The sequence below is a fragment of the Dellaglioa sp. CoH-57-MRSF-20 genome, from assembly GCF_056781955.1.
Map to the genome: position 1 here is coordinate 1 of NZ_JBXAXV010000007.1, position 17,667 is coordinate 17,667.

General features: G+C 31.5%; 22 protein-coding genes. 3 read left to right on the forward strand and 19 right to left on the reverse strand.

Features of this window, described 5'->3' with window-relative positions:
- Positions 1-46: 46 nt before the first annotated feature.
- Both AC1RPN_RS07005 and AC1RPN_RS07010 read right to left on the reverse strand, forming a co-directional pair.
- On the reverse strand, positions 47-454 hold the full coding sequence (locus tag AC1RPN_RS07005; RefSeq protein WP_481761807.1) for a CvfD/Ygs/GSP13 family RNA-binding post-transcriptional regulator: 408 nt from the start codon (positions 452-454) through the stop codon (positions 47-49).
- A gap of 57 nt (positions 455-511) precedes the next feature.
- The gene (locus tag AC1RPN_RS07010; protein WP_481761808.1) at positions 512-1,096 is read right to left on the reverse strand and encodes a peptidylprolyl isomerase; all 585 of its coding nucleotides are present in this window, start codon (positions 1,094-1,096) and stop codon (positions 512-514) included.
- 129 nt (positions 1,097-1,225) lie between these two features.
- Between AC1RPN_RS07010 and AC1RPN_RS07015 the strand changes: the two genes are divergently transcribed.
- Positions 1,226-2,218, forward strand: a complete 993-nt coding sequence (locus tag AC1RPN_RS07015) for an NAD(P)/FAD-dependent oxidoreductase (protein WP_481761809.1) — start codon at positions 1,226-1,228, stop codon at positions 2,216-2,218.
- 39 nt (positions 2,219-2,257) lie between these two features.
- Positions 2,258-2,896 (forward strand): VTT domain-containing protein, encoded by a 639-nt coding sequence (locus tag AC1RPN_RS07020; protein WP_481761861.1) that lies wholly within the window; start codon positions 2,258-2,260, stop codon positions 2,894-2,896.
- A gap of 78 nt (positions 2,897-2,974) precedes the next feature.
- Here the strand turns inward: AC1RPN_RS07020 and AC1RPN_RS07025 are convergent, their stop codons facing one another.
- From AC1RPN_RS07025 to ccpA, 16 genes are all read right to left on the reverse strand, one after another.
- The gene (locus AC1RPN_RS07025) at positions 2,975-3,607 is read right to left on the reverse strand and encodes a TIGR01906 family membrane protein (RefSeq protein WP_481762413.1); all 633 of its coding nucleotides are present in this window, start codon (positions 3,605-3,607) and stop codon (positions 2,975-2,977) included.
- Positions 3,591-4,376, reverse strand: a complete 786-nt coding sequence (locus AC1RPN_RS07030; protein ID WP_481761811.1) for a TIGR01457 family HAD-type hydrolase — start codon at positions 4,374-4,376, stop codon at positions 3,591-3,593. The genes AC1RPN_RS07025 and AC1RPN_RS07030 overlap by 17 nt, the downstream gene beginning before the upstream one ends.
- Before the next feature lie 22 nt (positions 4,377-4,398).
- A complete protein-coding gene (locus AC1RPN_RS07035) occupies positions 4,399-5,013 on the reverse strand; it encodes a YutD family protein (RefSeq protein ID WP_481761812.1) in 615 nt (204 codons plus the stop codon).
- Positions 5,014-5,050: 37 nt separating this feature from the next.
- Complete coding sequence (locus AC1RPN_RS07040; RefSeq protein WP_481761813.1) at positions 5,051-6,424, reverse strand: bifunctional metallophosphatase/5'-nucleotidase; 1,374 nt, start codon at positions 6,422-6,424, stop codon at positions 5,051-5,053.
- Between the two features lie 345 nt (positions 6,425-6,769).
- Positions 6,770-8,143, reverse strand: coding sequence for an amino acid permease (locus tag AC1RPN_RS07045; protein ID WP_481761814.1), 1,374 nt, complete (start codon positions 8,141-8,143; stop codon positions 6,770-6,772).
- Between the two features lie 116 nt (positions 8,144-8,259).
- Positions 8,260-9,276: a class I SAM-dependent methyltransferase gene (locus tag AC1RPN_RS07050; RefSeq protein WP_481761815.1), complete on the reverse strand. Its 1,017-nt coding sequence runs from the start codon at positions 9,274-9,276 to the stop codon at positions 8,260-8,262.
- Positions 9,277-9,354: 78 nt separating this feature from the next.
- Complete coding sequence (locus tag AC1RPN_RS07055; protein WP_481761816.1) at positions 9,355-9,651, reverse strand: hypothetical protein; 297 nt, start codon at positions 9,649-9,651, stop codon at positions 9,355-9,357.
- A 1-nt stretch (position 9,652) separates the two neighbouring features.
- On the reverse strand, positions 9,653-10,060 hold the full coding sequence (locus AC1RPN_RS07060; protein WP_481762194.1) for a competence type IV pilus minor pilin ComGF: 408 nt from the start codon (positions 10,058-10,060) through the stop codon (positions 9,653-9,655).
- Between the two features lie 11 nt (positions 10,061-10,071).
- Complete coding sequence (locus tag AC1RPN_RS07065; RefSeq protein ID WP_409022756.1) at positions 10,072-10,359, reverse strand: hypothetical protein; 288 nt, start codon at positions 10,357-10,359, stop codon at positions 10,072-10,074.
- A 1-nt stretch (position 10,360) separates the two neighbouring features.
- Positions 10,361-10,795, reverse strand: coding sequence for a prepilin-type N-terminal cleavage/methylation domain-containing protein (locus tag AC1RPN_RS07070; protein WP_409022757.1), 435 nt, complete (start codon positions 10,793-10,795; stop codon positions 10,361-10,363).
- Entirely contained in the window at positions 10,773-11,087 is a 315-nt protein-coding gene (gene comGC, locus AC1RPN_RS07075) for a competence type IV pilus major pilin ComGC (RefSeq protein WP_409022758.1), read from the reverse strand. Before comGC ends, AC1RPN_RS07070 begins: the two co-directional genes overlap by 23 nt.
- Positions 11,084-12,142, reverse strand: coding sequence for a competence type IV pilus assembly protein ComGB (comGB, locus tag AC1RPN_RS07080; RefSeq protein ID WP_481761819.1), 1,059 nt, complete (start codon positions 12,140-12,142; stop codon positions 11,084-11,086). The genes comGC and comGB overlap by 4 nt, the downstream gene beginning before the upstream one ends.
- On the reverse strand, positions 12,084-13,064 hold the full coding sequence (gene comGA, locus AC1RPN_RS07085; RefSeq protein ID WP_481761820.1) for a competence type IV pilus ATPase ComGA: 981 nt from the start codon (positions 13,062-13,064) through the stop codon (positions 12,084-12,086). The genes comGB and comGA overlap by 59 nt, the downstream gene beginning before the upstream one ends.
- Positions 13,065-13,198: 134 nt before the next feature.
- Complete coding sequence (locus AC1RPN_RS07090) at positions 13,199-13,933, reverse strand: YebC/PmpR family DNA-binding transcriptional regulator (RefSeq protein WP_481761821.1); 735 nt, start codon at positions 13,931-13,933, stop codon at positions 13,199-13,201.
- Between the two features lie 108 nt (positions 13,934-14,041).
- Positions 14,042-14,545 carry a VanZ family protein gene (locus AC1RPN_RS07095; RefSeq protein WP_481761822.1) on the reverse strand — a complete coding sequence of 168 codons (504 nt, stop codon included), beginning with the start codon at positions 14,543-14,545 and terminating at the stop codon, positions 14,042-14,044.
- Positions 14,546-14,618: 73 nt separating this feature from the next.
- Positions 14,619-15,620: a catabolite control protein A gene (gene ccpA / locus AC1RPN_RS07100; protein ID WP_409022763.1), complete on the reverse strand. Its 1,002-nt coding sequence runs from the start codon at positions 15,618-15,620 to the stop codon at positions 14,619-14,621.
- 231 nt (positions 15,621-15,851) lie between these two features.
- Here ccpA and AC1RPN_RS07105 point away from each other — a divergent pair, with 231 nt between their 5' ends.
- Positions 15,852-16,955 (forward strand): M24 family metallopeptidase, encoded by a 1,104-nt coding sequence (locus AC1RPN_RS07105; protein WP_481761823.1) that lies wholly within the window; start codon positions 15,852-15,854, stop codon positions 16,953-16,955.
- 192 nt (positions 16,956-17,147) lie between these two features.
- Here the strand turns inward: AC1RPN_RS07105 and AC1RPN_RS07110 are convergent, their stop codons facing one another.
- A complete protein-coding gene (locus AC1RPN_RS07110; protein WP_409022765.1) occupies positions 17,148-17,657 on the reverse strand; it encodes a hypothetical protein in 510 nt (169 codons plus the stop codon).
- Between the last annotated feature and the right edge of the window lie 10 nt (positions 17,658-17,667).

A 17,667-nucleotide genomic window follows, 5' to 3' on the forward strand; every position in this document is an offset into this window, starting at 1 on the left:
TTATTTGCGATATTCATTATCGCCTCAATAGCACTTATTAAATATATCAGCTTTCTTTTTCTTGGTCAAGTCTATTTCTGTGAATATCTCTTAATTGTTGGCTTATCCAAAAATCCATTTTATCATCTATTGCTTTAAACCCTGTATCTATAGACCTATTTGTCCAATAATATTTATGTTTTATTTTAATACCTGTACTTTTAAGATTACTATTTTGTTTAGTAAAATTTCTAATTGAAAAACTCATTTTACTGTTATATTCATCAATATCAATAATCCTAACCGTAATTTTTTCATTTATTTTTAAATAATTCAATATGTTATCCACATAACCGTTATGGCATTCCGAAATATGGATTAAGCCTTGAACTCCATCCGCAATTGTTACAAAAGCACCATATGATTGAATACCTGTTATAGTTCCTACAATAATTTGTCCAATTCTATATTTCATTTATACTCCTCAATCTTTCGGTAAAAACGGCCAAAATAAAAAGGACTTTCATCCTCTTTATTTTGTTACTATCATATCTTCAATTACAATTGGTTCAACTGGTTTATCTTGCATAGCTGTTTTTGCACCCGCAATTTTATCAACAATGTCCATTCCACTAACAACTTGTCCAAATACTGTATGATGAAAATCTAACCAAGGAGTTCCACCTTTTTTATATTCTACGACTACCTCTTCAGGATAATTTGCATCCTTTAATTGTCCAATCATCTGTTCAGGAACATTCGAATTTTGGACAATAAAAAATTGACTACCATTTGTTGATGGTCCAGAATTAGCCATCGATAAAGCACCTCTTAAGTTAAAAAGTTCAGAAGAAAATTCATCTGCAAACGATTTACCCCAAATACTTTCACCACCCATTCCAGATCCTGTTGGATCACCAGATTGAACCATAAAATCAGAAATCACTCGATGAAAAATAACGTCTTTGTAGTATCCATTTTCTGAAAGTCCAATGAAATTTTCTACCGTCTTAGGTGCTTGTTCTGGAAATAATTGAATCGTTATATCACCGTAATTCGTAATCATTTTAACTTTTGGTCCAACTACATGTTCTAAGTCTAATTGTGGGTATGTCATAACTATGTTCCTCCTATTCAAACTTTATTGATTCCATTGTACCCAATTTCACTCTATTTTACTATTACTTTATATTTTTTATGCGTTATACTATTATAATGCTATTAAATGGAATGCTAGGAGACTGTTATGACAACAAATGAAATATTTGATATTACTATCATTGGTGCCGGACCCATCGGACTATTTACTTCAACTTATGCGCACATGCGCCAAGCTAAAACTCAAGTTATTGAAAGTCTTCCCGACATTGGTGGACAAGTTGGTACATTATATCCAACGAAAAAAATATATGATATAGCTGGATTCACTGGCATATCAGGTGAACATCTAATTAAGGAACTTTCAAGGCAAGCTCACCAATTTGACTTTGACGTTAAATTAAATGAGACCGTCTTAAATTTCGAAAAAGAGAATGATATTTTTAGGATTCAAACTTCTAAACGGGTTACATATAGTAGAACAATTATTATTACGGCTGGAATTGGTTCTTTTCAGCCACGTAAATTAAATATTGCTAATTCAGCAACATTCGAGAATGAATCATTATTTTACAATATTAGTGACCTTTCTAAATTTTCTCATAAACAAATTGCTATTGCTGGCGGTGGTGATTCTGCTATCGATTGGGCAAATGAGCTATCGAACATTACAAAACAAATTCATATGATTCACCGTCGAGATAACTTTAGAGCTCTAGAGTACAATGTCACAAAACTCAAAAAAACTGATACTATATTTGAAACTCCCTTTTCGATACAATCACTTTCTAAAAAGAATGGTCGCCTTGAAATTTTGCTAAAACATTCTAAAAATAATCTTAATAAAACGATAATTGTTGATAATTTACTTGTGAATTATGGCTACTTATCCGATAATAAAATTATTAATGCTTGGGGTATAAATATGGATAAGAAACTAATCTCGGTAAATTCTGAAATGGCAACTTCCATTCCCGGTGTTTTTGCCGCAGGAGATATTGTTTCATACCCTGGTAAAATAGCACTAATTGCTTCAGGATTTGGTGAAGCACCGACTGCCGTAACTAGTGCCCTAAATTTTATAAACCCAAATATTAATCGAACTATTCATAGTACGCAACTAATGAATCCACATTATTAAAAAAATAGAACTTAAGGGGTATTTAATATTATGTCTGTCATAAACTTTTTTATAGATTTTGTTTTACATATAGACACACACTTGATTAGTATTGTGAACAACTTTGGAAATTGGACCTATCTTATCTTATTTTTTATTATCTTCATAGAAACTGGAGCGGTTATTTTACCTTTCCTACCTGGTGATTCACTTTTATTTGCAGCTAGTGCTCTAGCAGCAAATTCAATTTATCATTTGAATATTTGGATATTTGTAATCCTCTTTCTTGCTGCAGCGTACATGGGAGACTCACTAAATTTCTTTATTGGAAAAAAAGTAGGGAACTCAATTTCAGATCATTCATTATTTAATAAAATGATTAGCAAAGATAGTCTCGATAAAACAGAACAATTTTTCAATAAACATGGTGGACCCGCAATTATTTTAGCAAGATTCATGCCTATTATTCGTACGCTTGCTCCCTTCATCGTTGGTGGTAGCGGATTTAAGTACTCTCGCTTCTTACGCTTTAGTCTAATTGGCGGATTTGCATGGGTCACCATTTGTTGTTCTGCTGGATTTTTCTTTGGAAACATTGCAATCGTACAGGAACATTTTTCTTTAGTCGTATTGGGAATCATACTAATTTCCTTAATTCCAGCTGTATTTAGTGGTATTAAGTCAAAATTAAGTAAATAACTAGCTATTAATATCCCACCCTTTCTATCTTAATCTAATAAAAAAACGAGACGCCATTTTCACTGGTGTCTCGTTTTTTTAATTACTACGTTTAATTTCTCTCTTACCAAAGTAAATACCAACTAAAAAGAACATCTCAATTAGACAAAAGACCATTAGAAAACAAATCATAAAAAAATTTTCTGGTAATGCCAAAATGATTGGATCTAGTTTAGGATTAAATATCCAATCATTATTTCTAAACACGAGCTCATGAAATAGTATAAAATAATGATCAAAATTAAAGAAAAGTAAAAATACACTAAGAAAAGGAACAGTAATAGCCATCTGAAAAGGTCTTACCAATTTCCATAATTCCTTTTGTTTTGTTAATTGACCAATAAATATTATTGCAATAAATCCTAAAATTAAAAAACAACCATAATTAAACTGCACCAATTGTTTAACATCATGATAATGTTGCATCCCATTATATGATGAAGGCAATATCATTTTTACTTTATTTACCCAAGGATAGTTAAAATAGTCTAATAAATTATTATAATCAGACATTAATTCTGATTGGTTTAACCCAACAATTTTATTCAAATGTGATTGCTTGATAAAAATTTTATAAACAAACGTACTATTAATTACCAATATAATAGAAAAAGAGACAATCGCTAGATATAAACTTAGCCACTGTCCCATTTTTTTAACGCGCTCTATCATTATCAAAGTCCCAATCATCAAGTGAATCCAATTGAATAGTTGGTTGAACTTTTTTAGATGCCACTAAGTTTTTTGTTGAAACGCCCGTATAGACTAACATTGTATCAACCCCAAAGTTAATTCCGGCTTTAATATCTGTCATGTAGTTATCTCCAACCATCACAACTTCACTTTTCTTCAAGCCAAGTCTTGATAGGGCTTTTTCCATGATGATAGTTTCAGGTTTACCAATATAAGTAGCTTCTTGTTGTGTTGTACATTCAACCATCCTTACCAGCGATCCAGCACCAGGAAGTAGTCCACGTTCATTCGGAATATTAGTATCAGCATTTGTTCCAATAAATTTAGCACCACGTTTGATTGCTAAAGTTGCCATTTCAAATTTATGATACGTAACATCGGAATCTAACCCAACAACAACATAATCAGGCGTCGTTTCCTCAATAATAAATTTTTTATCCATAATTGCTTTCTTTAATCCGTTTTCACCAATAATATAAACACTTCTTTTATCAGGGTTTAACGCATCTAGATAATCTGCAGTTGCAAGTGCCGCCGTATAGACTTCTTTCTCAGTTACATGTATATCAAAATTATTTGCTAAATTATTGACAACATCAGCTGGTATTTTAGTCGTATTATTAGTCACAAATAAAAATGCAATATTTCTTGCTTGTAGAGACTCGATAAATCGTTTTGCTGCCGCAATTTTTTCTTTTCCTCGATAGATTGTACCATCTAAATCAATCATATAACCTTTATATGCCATTATTATCACCTTGCCTATTTAATTATGCTTTATCTTTTTGCCTAATTACAAATTCGTGTTTCTTTGTTCGTTTTGTTGCCGTTTTTAAATTATTTTTTTGTGGTTTTACTGGTTTAGACTTGTTTAATGGTACTTTAGTTTTTTTATTTTTTATTTGATATTTTTTTTCAGTTGTGTGCGCCCTTACTACAGGTTTTCTTTTCTTACCAACTGGTTTAACTGTTTTTTTACGTTCTTTAGGATTAGAAATTGGTTCAGGTTTTTGAATTTCCAAATTGTGCAACACAAAATAAGAACATCCAAAATTACAATATTCATATAAATAATCTTCAAGAGTATCGATACATTGTGACCGATATGCCTTTTTATTCTCGGTTTTATAAAAACCTCTTAATCGAAGTTGATCATATCCCCAGTCTCCAACAATATAATCATATTTCGTTAAAATTTGGCTAAATCGTTCCGTTAATTTTTCAATTTCAAAACCATCTCTATAATTGGAAACAAGATCATATGGACGGTTATCGATTAGTACTCGGGTTTCACTCTGTCGAACAACATCACTAGCATAAGCTTTAATTTTTTCTGCTTTTATTGCAAGTTGCTGTTCTCTCTTTTCTTTCTGTGCTTGATTCAAATCTCAAACCTCCTTTTACAACTTTAGTCATACTTCATTATACAGAAAATTCTAGTTTTAAATAGTCCCCAACGTAATCTCTTAAAAATTTCTTGCCATTTATCGAAATTTCTCCGGTTATTTCTATGGTTGGAAAAAACGGTATATACATAAAATGATCAACTGTTGCAATAGTATAATATGCATCCAAGTCAATTTTTTCGTTATGATATATAAGGTCCCCATTTTCTTGTTCTACCAGTCCATCAATCACTACTTCACCAAATAATTGGCCTCTAAAACCCATCCCTTTAATTGGGAATTTCTTAAGAAATGAACTATTCTTTTTAATTTCTTGTACTAATCGCCATAGATTATAACCAGTTAATTTAGCAGTAATAACCCGCATTGGGTGTGGCAGTGTTTGATGCAGGTCATTTTTTGTTACAAATCCTTTTTGTAAATTTTTCAAAAATAATCCACCATTTAACATTGCAATATCCGTTTTTGTACCCGCTTCGATGGCTTTCAATGATGTCTGCATTAATGCTGAATTTTTAGTCCATGATGCTTCTAAATCTTCAGGCAATTTTGCAACAACTTCAGATGTTAAAATTTTTTCTCCGCGTAATCTATATTCTGCTATTTCGTCTTGGTCACTTATAACTTCTGCTAAACTTTCTGTTTCAATTACTTTAGCAACTTCTTTTCTAATTTTATGATTTTCAAGTTCAATCGCTACTTCGCCCACGTACATCCCCCACTTACCAGCTGCGGCCAATAATGATTCATTAACTTTTTCACCGGATTTCAATAAATGATGTGTGTGGCTTCCTAATACAATATCTATCTGAGGATACTTTGCAGCTACTTTTCTATCTACAGGTAAACCTAAATGTGATAACAAAATAATAACATCTACTTTACCTGCTATTTTTTTTAAAAGTGAAGGTAAAACGGTATCAATTTGATTAGATTCCCAACCATTCATCTCATACGTCATTGGAAATGGTGCTGTCAAGGCAATTATTCCAATTTTAGTTCCAGCTGCAGTTTCCATTATTTTATATTCTTTGGCCCATGCAGGACGATTATTAACTTCTCCATCTACCACGTTATCAAGGATAATGTCGAATTTTGCATTATCATATAAATGTTGTAATTGGCTTCGCGAATTACCAATACCTTCATTGTTACCAATTGTCGCTGCATCATATGCTACAGTATTCATTAATTCAATATTGGCTTTGCCATTTGTAGCTTCCGACAACGGGTGCACACGATCAATTGCATCTCCAATATCAAAAGTTAAAACAGTTTGATTTTGTTTTTCAAGCTTTATTTTTTCAGATTGTAAAAATCGCCTAATTTTAGGCCAATTTTCTAAATGTGAATGAATATCATTTGTATGTAAAATCGTTATTTTTTCCATTAGTTTATATCCACCTTATTTTGATTATTTACTGACTTTCTTTTCACTAACTATATTATTATGGTTGTCCTAAAGTTCTTTTCTAACCATCAAATTCCTAATAGGTGGGTTCAACATTATTAGTTATACTATATCCTATATTATACTGCTTACCGTGTCCAAGTGAATTTATATGACCCTTTACAAAAAATAGCATGCAGAAAATAGTATTGCTCGCGCTGAAATTAACTATTAAATTGTAATGTTTTTAGAAGCAAAATCAAACAATATTTTCAACAATTACTTTTAATTTGTGCCCTAAGTATACAAAAAAAGACCCTCACACGTGGTCTTTTCAGCAAAAATTTAATTTTCCATCTTCATTTGAACACTTTTAATAACATAGAGTACAATTAACCAACCAATTGAAGCAATCAGCGCAATTAATGTATCAGGTTTTAAGCATAGCACAATACCTACAAAAGTTAGAAATAATAGAATTAAATAATTTGTAACAGGAAAGAAAGGCATTTTAAATACTAGCATTGATTCTGTTTTTTCTAGTTTTATTTTTCGTCTATACTTCAAATGTGCAATTACAATTGCTCCCCAAATGAACAAGAAACAAGTCGTTGCAATACTTGAAATAAATGTAAATACCGATTCAGCCATAAACATATTCAGTACGACTGAAATTGCAATCACAAGAGTCGAAAATTGTAATGCAAATGCAGGTACTTGATTATGTGATAACTTACTAATTTTTTTAGAAAATTTATTTTTTTTATTATAATTAAGCGAGAACAACATTCTACCTGTACTAAATAAAGACCCATTACAAGCTGAGGCTGCAGCTGTAATTACAACAATATTAATAATGCTGGCTGCTGATTTTATCCCTATATTTTCAAATACTTGAACAAATGGACTTTGTGATTCCGAAATCATATTCCAAGGATAAATCGCCATAATTGCCAATAATGATCCTACATAAAACAAAATAATTCTTAAGGGTATTTCATTAATTGCTTCTGGGATAACCTTTGTTGGGTTTTCAGTTTCTGCAGCTGTTAATCCTACCATTTCAATACCGACAAAACTAAACAGTACCATTTGAAATGACAAAATAAATCCTTTAATTCCTTGGGGGAAAAATCCACCGTGACTTACTAAATTCGTCAAACTGGCATGCCCAGCTGAAGTTTTAAAGTTTACCACTACCATATACACGCCAATACATATCAACACAATAATGGCAATAATTTTAATGAGTGCAAACCAAAATTCTGTTTCACCGAATAATCCCACTGTAACTAAATTTATTCCTAAAAGAATAAGGAGCATAACCATACCAGGAATCCATTGCGGCAAGTTAGGAAACCAAAATTTCATATATAACCCGACTGCGGTAATTTCTGTCATTGCAATTGTTACCCAACAGACCCAATATGTCCATCCAGCAACAAATCCAACCTTTTCACCTAGATATTCATAAATAAAATCAATAAATGAATGTGCATTCACATTCGATAACAGTAATTCACCTAACGAACGCATTAAAAGAAAACATGCAATTCCGGTAATAATATATGCCAATAAAATAGATGGCCCAGCCAAATGAATAGATTGACCTGCTCCCAAGAATAAACCAGTCCCAATTGTTCCACCAATTGCAATTAATTGAACATGTCGACTTTTTAATCCTCTAACATGCTGATCTTCTGAACTTTTTTCTGCCATTAATATCAAACTCCCTCTATAGTAATTAAGTAGATTATACATGACACATGTTAATTTCTAAAGAAATTATTCTTTTTATAATTAAATAAAAAAAGCGACTCAAAATATGAGTCACTTTACTTATTATTAAAGTTGGCCTTTATCCACTTATCTAACGTTTTAACAAAGCTCTGAAATAGTTCTTCACCCTTTAGTGATGGGAAATCACCTAATAGTACTTCATCAACTTGTTTACTACCTTCGCCATGTTTCTGTAAAATCAAAATAGATTTACGTGAATTAGCTGAACTAAATAATTCCACAGGTAAATTGAGCATACCTTGAAGATATGCATTTGATTGAATGTAAACGAGTAATTTTTTTGCTTCCTCTGTTTCAAATAAACCAGTAGGAACAAGGTATATGCCAAAACCGCCATCATTTAAGTATTTGATTGATTGTTCTATTAATAAATGATGTACATATGAATGACCTTCAGTTGCATGTGTAGCAAAATGGGTAACTCTTTCATCTAGAGGGTAATAACCAATTGGTAAATCAGCAATAACAACATCAGATTTTTTTACAATTAGGTCATCAACCGCATCTTGGTGAAATAATTCTAAATTTAAGTGTTGTAATTGTCCACTTAACCCTGCAATTGATAACATTGTATCATCATTATCAATCCCGTATGCTTTTGAAATCTCAAACTTATCAGCAGCCATTTGATTCAAAATCGTCGTCAGTAAGTTCCCTGATCCCACTGTAATGTCCAATAAACTAAACGATTTTTTTGTACTTATTAATTTTTCTAATACAAATGCAACTAAAAATCCAATTGTATCTGGTGTTATTTGATGATTAGGTTGAATACTTTCTTGTCTTGTTGCCTTCAATAAAACTAACTGTACAACTTTACGTACATCTTCTGACGATAAGGCATTCAAATTCATTTTTTTATAAATCTGATTCAAAATTTTTACATCTTGCTCACTTGGTAATCCATCTTCTACGTGTACAGATTTATTATCTAACAAATTATTGCTAGTCTCAATAAATGCGTCCAAATAAGTGATTTCTAAACTTTTTTGTAAAATATCAATTGTTTCATTAATCTGATTAAAGTTCATTTCTATTTCTTCTAATGACATAAAATCACTCCTTGAATTTATTTGCTCGTTTCAGTTTAACGATTTTTAATTCTCAATTCAAGTTAAGTTTCTTTTTTATCATTTTTCTGAAAAAGAATATCGATTACCATTCTTCAAAATAACCTGATAGGCTCCTTTTTGATATTCAACAACACCATAATTATAAGTATATTTTTCTTTTAGATTTTTTGCTTTTTGATTTAAAATAGTCATGTTTTTCATAGTTTCTGCTTGATTATATTGGCATATTTTCTGATAACTAGTGAATTTTGCTTGGAAATATATCAGTTGTCCCAATAACAAACCAATTAATAACATTAAACAAAATATGGCTGATACAACTAAATGTCCGTTTAATAATTTGATTTTTCGCATCTTAATCCTTTTTTTCCATAGGTATTACCAATTTTAAAGTCTTATTTTGGTGTTCTTGTTTGATTTTTAAAAATAGAATTGGTTCATCGTATGCCACCGAAAATGATTTCACATGATATAAAATTGGTATATGACCTCCTGAAAATCCAATAAACTGTATCATTTCATTATGCTGACTAAGATAGTAGCGAGCTCCTGTCTTATTATTTTTTAATGAAATTGTATATTGACCAACATCTATTATCTTCAAATCTAAGTGATCTGACTCCAATAATCCGATACATTGCTGTAACGAAAAATCTCTATCTCCGCTAATTTCTTGGTGTTCATTTGTACATAAGTGCCAACATGTTGTCATTAGACTAAGAGAGATGATAAATATACCTAATGCAATAATAGTTTCTAACAAAGAAAAACTTTTCATTGCAATTTAATACTTGTTAAATCATTTTCAGACTTAATTCGAATTTCAGACATAGTAGCACATTGTAATTCGCCATCAACTATTTTTGATAATTTACTTGTCGGATGAATGACTAATAATTTACTGATTTCTTTCAGATTTCTTGTAGTTGTTGTTTTATGATTCCAATAATCTTCTTGTTTCTGTAATGTGTGATTGGTCTGTACATATAATCCAAAACCTGATGCGACAATAGTTAAAGTCATAATAGCGTCAGCTAACACAATTCCTGACATTTTACGCACGTTATTCGACATCCTTTCTAATAAATTGACCCCACCCAATTTGAAATACTATTTTTTGATTTCTATTTGGTAATGTGGATTTAAAATTAACTGTTTTACCAGTGATTTGCCCACTTTTATTTATTTTTATCGTTACTCTATTTTTAACTGTCACAGTCTTCGGATAGTCTAATTTAATTTTACTATTGCCATTAATAATGGTCATTTTATCATCATTAAAATTAATACTATTAGGCATCCGATTCATCGGTGCCTCTACCACTGCACTTTGCCAAAGTTGTTCAAAATTTTGCCAAAATTGTTTTTCTTTAGATATCGCAAGTACTTGATCCATTGGCCCCATTAGCAATAGACCACAAATACTAGTAATTGCCAACGAAATAAGCATTTCAAATAAACTAAATGCTTTAAATTTAGTTTTCTGTTTTAACAACATTATTCGAGATAATAATATGATTATCTTTTGCTTCCTTTTCTTGCTTTTCAGTTAAATATTTTTCCGAAACTAAATCAGCAAAATTTATCGATTTATTATGCGTTTCATTTTCATACAAATCAACCTGCGTTTGGACGACGCTAACTAACGCTTCATCATTAACCCGTTTAGCACCTGCTCTTTGATGTCCAATGTTAGGTAATATAATCAACATTAGAAGTGAGATAATAAATAAGACACATAGCATTTCAACAAGCGTAAATGCTTTTAATTTTTTTCTATTTTTTTTCATTGAATTTCCTCCATAGTTTGATACATAGGTAATAATATTGTTAAATACAACCCAACAATACAGGCCGCTACAATTATGAATGCAACTGGCTGTACATAAATCATGATTCTTTCGACAGATGACTCAAATTTACGATAAGTTAATTCCGAATACATTAATAATTCTTGGCTCATCACATCTAACGTATTACCTTTTGCGAGAAATGTCGTTATCTCATTAGGAAATAAAGGACTTTTATCGATCATTTGTTTTGTACTCCCACCATTTTCAAAATGATTCGTTAACTGTTTACCTAACTGATATAGTAAAGATTTTTGATCAAATTGATTTAAATAATCACATATTTTATTCAAATTTAAACCACTTGCTAAAAGCAGACCCAAATTAAATGTTAAATAATAATGACAATAATCCCGATAAATTTTACCTACTATGGGGACCTGACAATACCAAACATGCCTGTTCATCGTACTTTGTTTTGAAACACGAATGATAATTTTTATGATATATCCGATAAATAGACTAATTACGACAGAGATAATACTCTTCATTAAAATCATTTTAAAGTTAGAATTTGATGACGCACCTAACTGACTATAATTTATTTCAGGCAAAATAAATTGTTGGATTCCGATATATAAGACAACCAGTAATCCCATCAGAATCATTGGGTATTGCATGAGTTGCTTTAACTGTTTCTTTTGTTTTACTCTAACCGTCATCAATTTTCCGAGTTGTTTAATACTTTTATTTAATCCGCCATATTTTTCAGAAATCGTAATTTGATAATACGAACTTTTTGAAATATACGGCTTGATACCTGTTGAGAAGGGTTCACCACTTCTTAACTTGGATTCAATTTTTTGAATATCTATTTTCCCAACTGGAAATAATTTAGTCGCCGTTGTTAAAGATTGCCTGAGCGAAAATCCCGAATCTAATAAGTCTGCCAAGACTTCGAAAAATTCACTTTGTTTTTGAATTGACCATTTTCTTCTATTTAAAATTATTTGCTGTTTCAATTGTAATAATATTTTTCTTAATACATTGATCAAGGTTATCATGCCACCTTTCTAAAGCTATTTTTTGATTAAATGTTCCTTCAAGAACAGACTCTAACTTTTGACCTGTTAATATATCAAATAGTACACCGCTTCCACCTTTCGTTGTTTCAATTAATCGCTGATAACTTACTGCCTGTAGCGTTCTATTGAGATCATCTCGACTAACGCCAAGATTTTCAAGTCGTTTAATTGTTCCTACTGCATTTCTTGCATGTACGGTACTTAAAATTAAATGACCACTCATTGCAGCTTTAATTGCAGCATTGGCAGTGACTTCATCCCTGATTTCACCGATAATAAAAATATCAGGATGGTGCCTCAATCCAACTTTTAATAATTCCGCATATGTCATGTTTGCTTTATCATTAACCTGTAATTGAATAAAATTAGGATTTTGAATTTCAACTGGATCCTCAATAGTTAATATTGTTCTTTGATTCTGAATCATTTCAGCCAGTTGGTACATTGTCGTTGTCTTACCTGAACCCATTGGACCTGAGAATAAAATTAGCCCACTGGACCCACATGCATTTATCAACTGCTGAAATTGATTTGGTAAAAGTTGAAGTAACGGTACATCGGTATTCGAATAAATAAATCGTATAACAATCGATTCTCTACCTAAAAAATCGCCAACACTCGAAATTCGGCAATTTACCTTTTTATGTTCTATCTGCCATTGAAAAGTCCCAAACTGCGGCCGCCTAGTTTCGCTCAGAATCATATTTGCCTTAAATTTAAGAAAATTATTCATTTGTATCATCTTTTTTTCTGAATATACATTAAGGCTATGATAGTTATTCAACGTTCGATACTTAACTAAGCATCCCTTGGCACTTGGAATTATATACATATCACTTGCTCTGTTTTTAACACATATTTTAATCATTTCTTGTATTTCTGTTTCAATCATCTCAATATCCCTCCTTTCCATATATTTAAGTACGCAAAAAAAGCCAAAACATTTAATTTTGGCTTTTCATATTTTTATATTTAATTAATTTCTAACTTTTTAAGATGACTTATCTCTTTATTATAGAGAGTATCTTAATCTTCGTCTGCAATATCACCAGCATGGAACACTTCTGAAACATCATCATTTTCTTCCAATGCATCAATCATATGATGGAATTGTTCAATTTTATCTTCCGGTACTGGTACTAGATTTTGAGGAATCATTACTAATTCAAATGTATCTAATTTGTATCCCTTTGCTTCTAATGAAGCACGTACATCTGGTAAATCTTTTGAATCTGTATAGATTTCAAATAATTCTTCTGATGTTTTCAAATCCTCAGCACCAGCATCAATAACATCTTCAAACATAGCATCTTCATCAGTATCTAATTCTTCACGAGAAATAACGATGTAACCTTTACGATCAAACATGTAATTAACTGAACCTGTTTCTCCTAAATTTCCACCATTACGTGTAAATGCAATACGAACTTCTGAAGCAGTCCGATTACGATTATCCGTCAAGGTATGAACTAAGATGGCAACGCCACCAGGTGCATAGCCTTCATATGTAATTTCTTCATAATCTGCACCTTCTGAACCAGACGCTTTATCAATAGCACGTTTAATATTATCTTTTGGCATATTTGCAGCTTTAGCTTTATCAAGCATCAAACGTAATGAGGGGTTCGAATCGGGATCAGGACCACCACTTTTTGCAGCCATGTAAATTTCTCTCGATAATTTTTGGAAAATTTTACCACGTTTAGCATCTTGTGCATTTTTACGACCTTGGATGTTATTCCATTTTGAATGTCCTGACATAATTCCCTACCTCTTTCCGAAATGTTTCTGAATTTTTACTTTTAACCGTTTATTATGATATCAAAATAATAGCTTAATATCAACCTTCTTCACGAGAATAGGACTGAACTAGTTTTCTTTAGCTTTTTTGTGCCGATAGTACATTAAAATTAATATCGTCAAAATTACACCTGTTGTTGCACCAATTGTATCAAGTAAAACATCTTGGATTAAGGGCGTTCTGCCACCTGTAAAACTTTGGTGAATTTCATCAAGTCCTGCATATAGCGCTGCACAAGCAACTGCAATAAGCCCACTGTAACGCCAATACTTAATTTTATTTTTCACTCCCAAGAATATGAAGCTAGCCATAAAGAAATATGTCATAAAATGAGCAGTTTTACGGATGAAAAACTCAACTAATTTAAAATAACCAACATGGTTAAAACTTTCATCTGCTCCAGCATAACTAAATGAAATATGTGACAACATACTTTCAAATGGTTTACCAGCTAAATACTTTTCTAAAAAAGGAATAGATGTCTGCTGCTTGTACGTTTCCGAAGAACTAATAAACAGAATTACAATAATTAATAAGGCTAAAACAAAGTAAATATTATTTTTATTTTTCATAAAATTTCCCATCCAAGTATAATAAAAACTTGATTTTCCAAATATAATTTAGAAAACCAAGTTTTTTATTATATTATTTTGTTGAAGAACGCTTAATTAAGCCATATGGTAATTGGATTGTTTTTTCACTAACTTCTTCTTTATCCATTAATTTTGTTAATAATCTCATAGATACAGCCCCTAAATCGTATAAAGGTTGTGTTATTGAAGATAATTTGGGTCTAACAATCTCAGTCAATTTTGAATCATTACTTGTAATAATTTCAAAATCTTCGGGTACACTCAAACCAGCATCTCGAGCACCATTCAAAACACCAACAGCTAATTCATCATCACCAACAAAAGCAGCAGTTGCATGACTTGAAGAAATTGCTGGCCATAAGGTTTCGCCAGCTCGATATGAATAATCTGTTTCAAAAATTAAGTCTTGATCAAATTTTATTCCGGCTTTTTCAAGAGCTAATTTATAGCCTTTTAGTCGGTATTCGCCATTAATGGGTTCATCCATTGAACCTGAAACAAATGCAATACGTTTATTGCCATTATTAATTAGATCCGTTACTGATTCCATTACAGCTGCAATATAATCAATATTAACACTACCTAATTCTCCAGTAGGATCAACTGAACCTGAAAGGACAACTGGTGTACGACTTCTCTTAAGTTCAGCACGTAATTCATCAGTAATTTGATTTCCCATAAAAATAATACCATCAACTTGTTTAGCTAATAATGTATTTAATACTTGCACTTCTTTTTGACCATTTTGATCAGAGTTAGCTAAAATAATATTATATTTATACATTGTTGCAACATCATCAATTCCACGAGCTAATGATGAAAAGTAAATATTAGTTACATCGGGAATAATAACCCCAACTGTTGTCGTTTTCTTACTTGCCAATCCTCTAGCAACAGCATTAGGTCTGTAATCAAGTCGATCAATAACTTCCAAAACTTTTTTTCTTGTTGCAGGTTTAACGTTAGGGTTACCGTTAACCACACGTGAAACAGTTGCCATTGAAACAGCTGCTTCTCTTGCTACGTCATAAATTGTAATTGTTTGTTTATCCATTAGTATTATTTCCTCTCATTACTTAAATATCAAGTTTTCATTCCGTTTTCAAGCACTAGAATAATTTAGCAAATTTTTAAGACAATTGCAAGCGTTTTTACCTTATTTTCATGAAAATAATTTTTATATTATGAAAATTTCAATTTTTAATTGTTATGAAAATTTCAATATTTAATTGTTATGTCTTACTTATGCTATAATACAGTATACTATTGTAAAGGGAGAGATTTCATGTCACATATTGCATCTTTACAACAATGGCTTGCCAATAATGGTACTGACATTGCTTATATCAACGATCCAATGAGTATTCAATATTTTACCGGTTTTGAAAGTGATCCTATTGAGCGCGTTTTAGCTCTCTTTGTATTTCCTGATCAAGACCCATTTTTATTCACACCCGCTCTTGAAGTCGAAGCTGCCAAAGATACCGGCTGGAAATATCCCGTTTATGGTTATCTTGATCACGAAGATGCTTTCGCAATCATACAAAGTGAAATAAATAAACGTAAAAATTCACCAAAGAAATGGGCTATTGAAAAAGGCAGCCTAACAGTTGAAAGATATGATGCTATTAGTCGTATCTTCCCAAGTGCTGAATTTGTAGCTGATGCAACAAGCTTTATCGAAACACTTAAAGTAATTAAAACACCAGACGAAATTGAAAAATTAAAAATTGCTGGAAAATGGGCAGATGTTGCTTTTGAAGTTGGCTTTAACGCTCTTCAAGAAGGCAGAACTGAACAAGATGTTGTTGCAGAAATTGAATATGCAATGATGAAAAAAGGAATCATGCATATGAGCTTTGACACTATTGTTCAAAGTGGAAAAAATGCCGCTGAACCTCATGGATTTGCAAAAAAGGATCTTATCCAATCAAATGCTTTAACATTATTTGATTTAGGTGTTATCTCAGATGGTTATATTTCAGATGCTAGTCGTACTGTAGCATTCGGTAAACCAAATGAAAAAGCATTAGAAATTCACAAAGTTTGTCTTGAAGCGCAATTAAAAGCGCAATCTGCTGCTAAACCAGGTATGATTGCGGAAGATTTAGATAAAATTGCTCGTGATGTCATCGTCAAGGCTGGTTATGGTGACTACTTTATTCATCGCCTTGGTCATGGTATGGGACAAAGTGAACATGAATTCCCTTCAATTATGGAAGGAAATAAAATGGAACTTAAACCAGGTATGTGTTTCTCAATAGAACCTGGTATTTACATTCCAGGCGTTGCTGGCGTTCGTATTGAAGACTGCATTTATCTAACTGAAAACGGTAATGAACCATTTACAGTTACACCAAAAACATTAAAAACAATTGAACTACACTAATAAAAATAAAAACCCCTAAAGTTAGAAAACTTTAGGGGTTTTTATTTTTAAATATTCCATAAACTACGAGTCTTAACTAAAATAATAGGTAACCATATGCTACTCCTTTTCGAACAACATGTGGTTACCTATTATTTTAAAGTTAATTAATTCAAATAGTTCGCATTAAAAATTGTGGTACTCATTTTACTTTTATTTTTCGCCTGTCCATCCATCTGGATAAATTGTTTCAGCTTTGCCTTCTGCAGCATCAGCATCTTTAGCTTCGCCAAAAGCACTCTTGCTATCAACATAGATGTCTTCTTCAGCTAAGTCTGAAAACTCATCTGTTAAATCAGTCATTTGTTCAAATATATCGTCTGATTCCATAGCTAATTTGTTTTTCAAATCGTTCTTTGCATTAATTAATGCATCTTTAGCATTAACATACGCATCCTGGCTCATTAATAATTCACTTTTTTCAGAAAATTTATCACTTAGATTATTTTTCATTTCATCAAAATCAACCATTTTATCTTTTAAATCAATACTAGCGTCTTCAGCGTAAGCCTTATACTCTAACACGCGATCACGTACATCTAAAGCTTTTTCTTCCAAATGTTCTTTAATATCTTGTTTCGTTTTTTCAGAAATTAATTTAGAAGCTGTATACGCGGCAACCCCACCTGTAACTACCAATCCTAATAAAAATTTTTTTGACATAACAAACCCC

Excerpts from the sequence above, each read along its gene's own strand:
- AC1RPN_RS07050 (WP_481761815.1), bottom strand. The coding sequence starts at position 9,276 with ATGTCATTAGAAGAAATAGAAATGAACTTTAATCAGATTAATGAAACA.
- AC1RPN_RS07030 (WP_481761811.1), bottom strand. The coding sequence starts at position 4,376 with ATGGCATATAAAGGTTATATGATTGATTTAGATGGTACAATCTATCGA.
- AC1RPN_RS07055 (WP_481761816.1), bottom strand. The coding sequence starts at position 9,651 with ATGCGAAAAATCAAATTATTAAACGGACATTTAGTTGTATCAGCCATA.
- AC1RPN_RS07005 (WP_481761807.1), bottom strand. The coding sequence starts at position 454 with ATGAAATATAGAATTGGACAAATTATTGTAGGAACTATAACAGGTATT.
- AC1RPN_RS07105 (WP_481761823.1), top strand. The coding sequence starts at position 15,852 with ATGTCACATATTGCATCTTTACAACAATGGCTTGCCAATAATGGTACT.
- AC1RPN_RS07010 (WP_481761808.1), bottom strand. The coding sequence starts at position 1,096 with ATGACATACCCACAATTAGACTTAGAACATGTAGTTGGACCAAAAGTT.
- AC1RPN_RS07095 (WP_481761822.1), bottom strand. The coding sequence starts at position 14,545 with ATGAAAAATAAAAATAATATTTACTTTGTTTTAGCCTTATTAATTATT.
- AC1RPN_RS07025 (WP_481762413.1), bottom strand. The coding sequence starts at position 3,607 with ATGATAGAGCGCGTTAAAAAAATGGGACAGTGGCTAAGTTTATATCTA.
- comGA (WP_481761820.1), bottom strand. The coding sequence starts at position 13,064 with ATGATTGAAACAGAAATACAAGAAATGATTAAAATATGTGTTAAAAAC.
- AC1RPN_RS07040 (WP_481761813.1), bottom strand. The coding sequence starts at position 6,424 with ATGGAAAAAATAACGATTTTACATACAAATGATATTCATTCACATTTA.
- AC1RPN_RS07015 (WP_481761809.1), top strand. The coding sequence starts at position 1,226 with ATGACAACAAATGAAATATTTGATATTACTATCATTGGTGCCGGACCC.
- AC1RPN_RS07090 (WP_481761821.1), bottom strand. The coding sequence starts at position 13,933 with ATGTCAGGACATTCAAAATGGAATAACATCCAAGGTCGTAAAAATGCA.
- AC1RPN_RS07045 (WP_481761814.1), bottom strand. The coding sequence starts at position 8,143 with ATGGCAGAAAAAAGTTCAGAAGATCAGCATGTTAGAGGATTAAAAAGT.
- AC1RPN_RS07110 (WP_409022765.1), bottom strand. The coding sequence starts at position 17,657 with ATGTCAAAAAAATTTTTATTAGGATTGGTAGTTACAGGTGGGGTTGCC.
- ccpA (WP_409022763.1), bottom strand. The coding sequence starts at position 15,620 with ATGGATAAACAAACAATTACAATTTATGACGTAGCAAGAGAAGCAGCT.
- AC1RPN_RS07070 (WP_409022757.1), bottom strand. The coding sequence starts at position 10,795 with ATGTTGTTAAAACAGAAAACTAAATTTAAAGCATTTAGTTTATTTGAA.
- comGC (WP_409022758.1), bottom strand. The coding sequence starts at position 11,087 with ATGAAAAAAAATAGAAAAAAATTAAAAGCATTTACGCTTGTTGAAATG.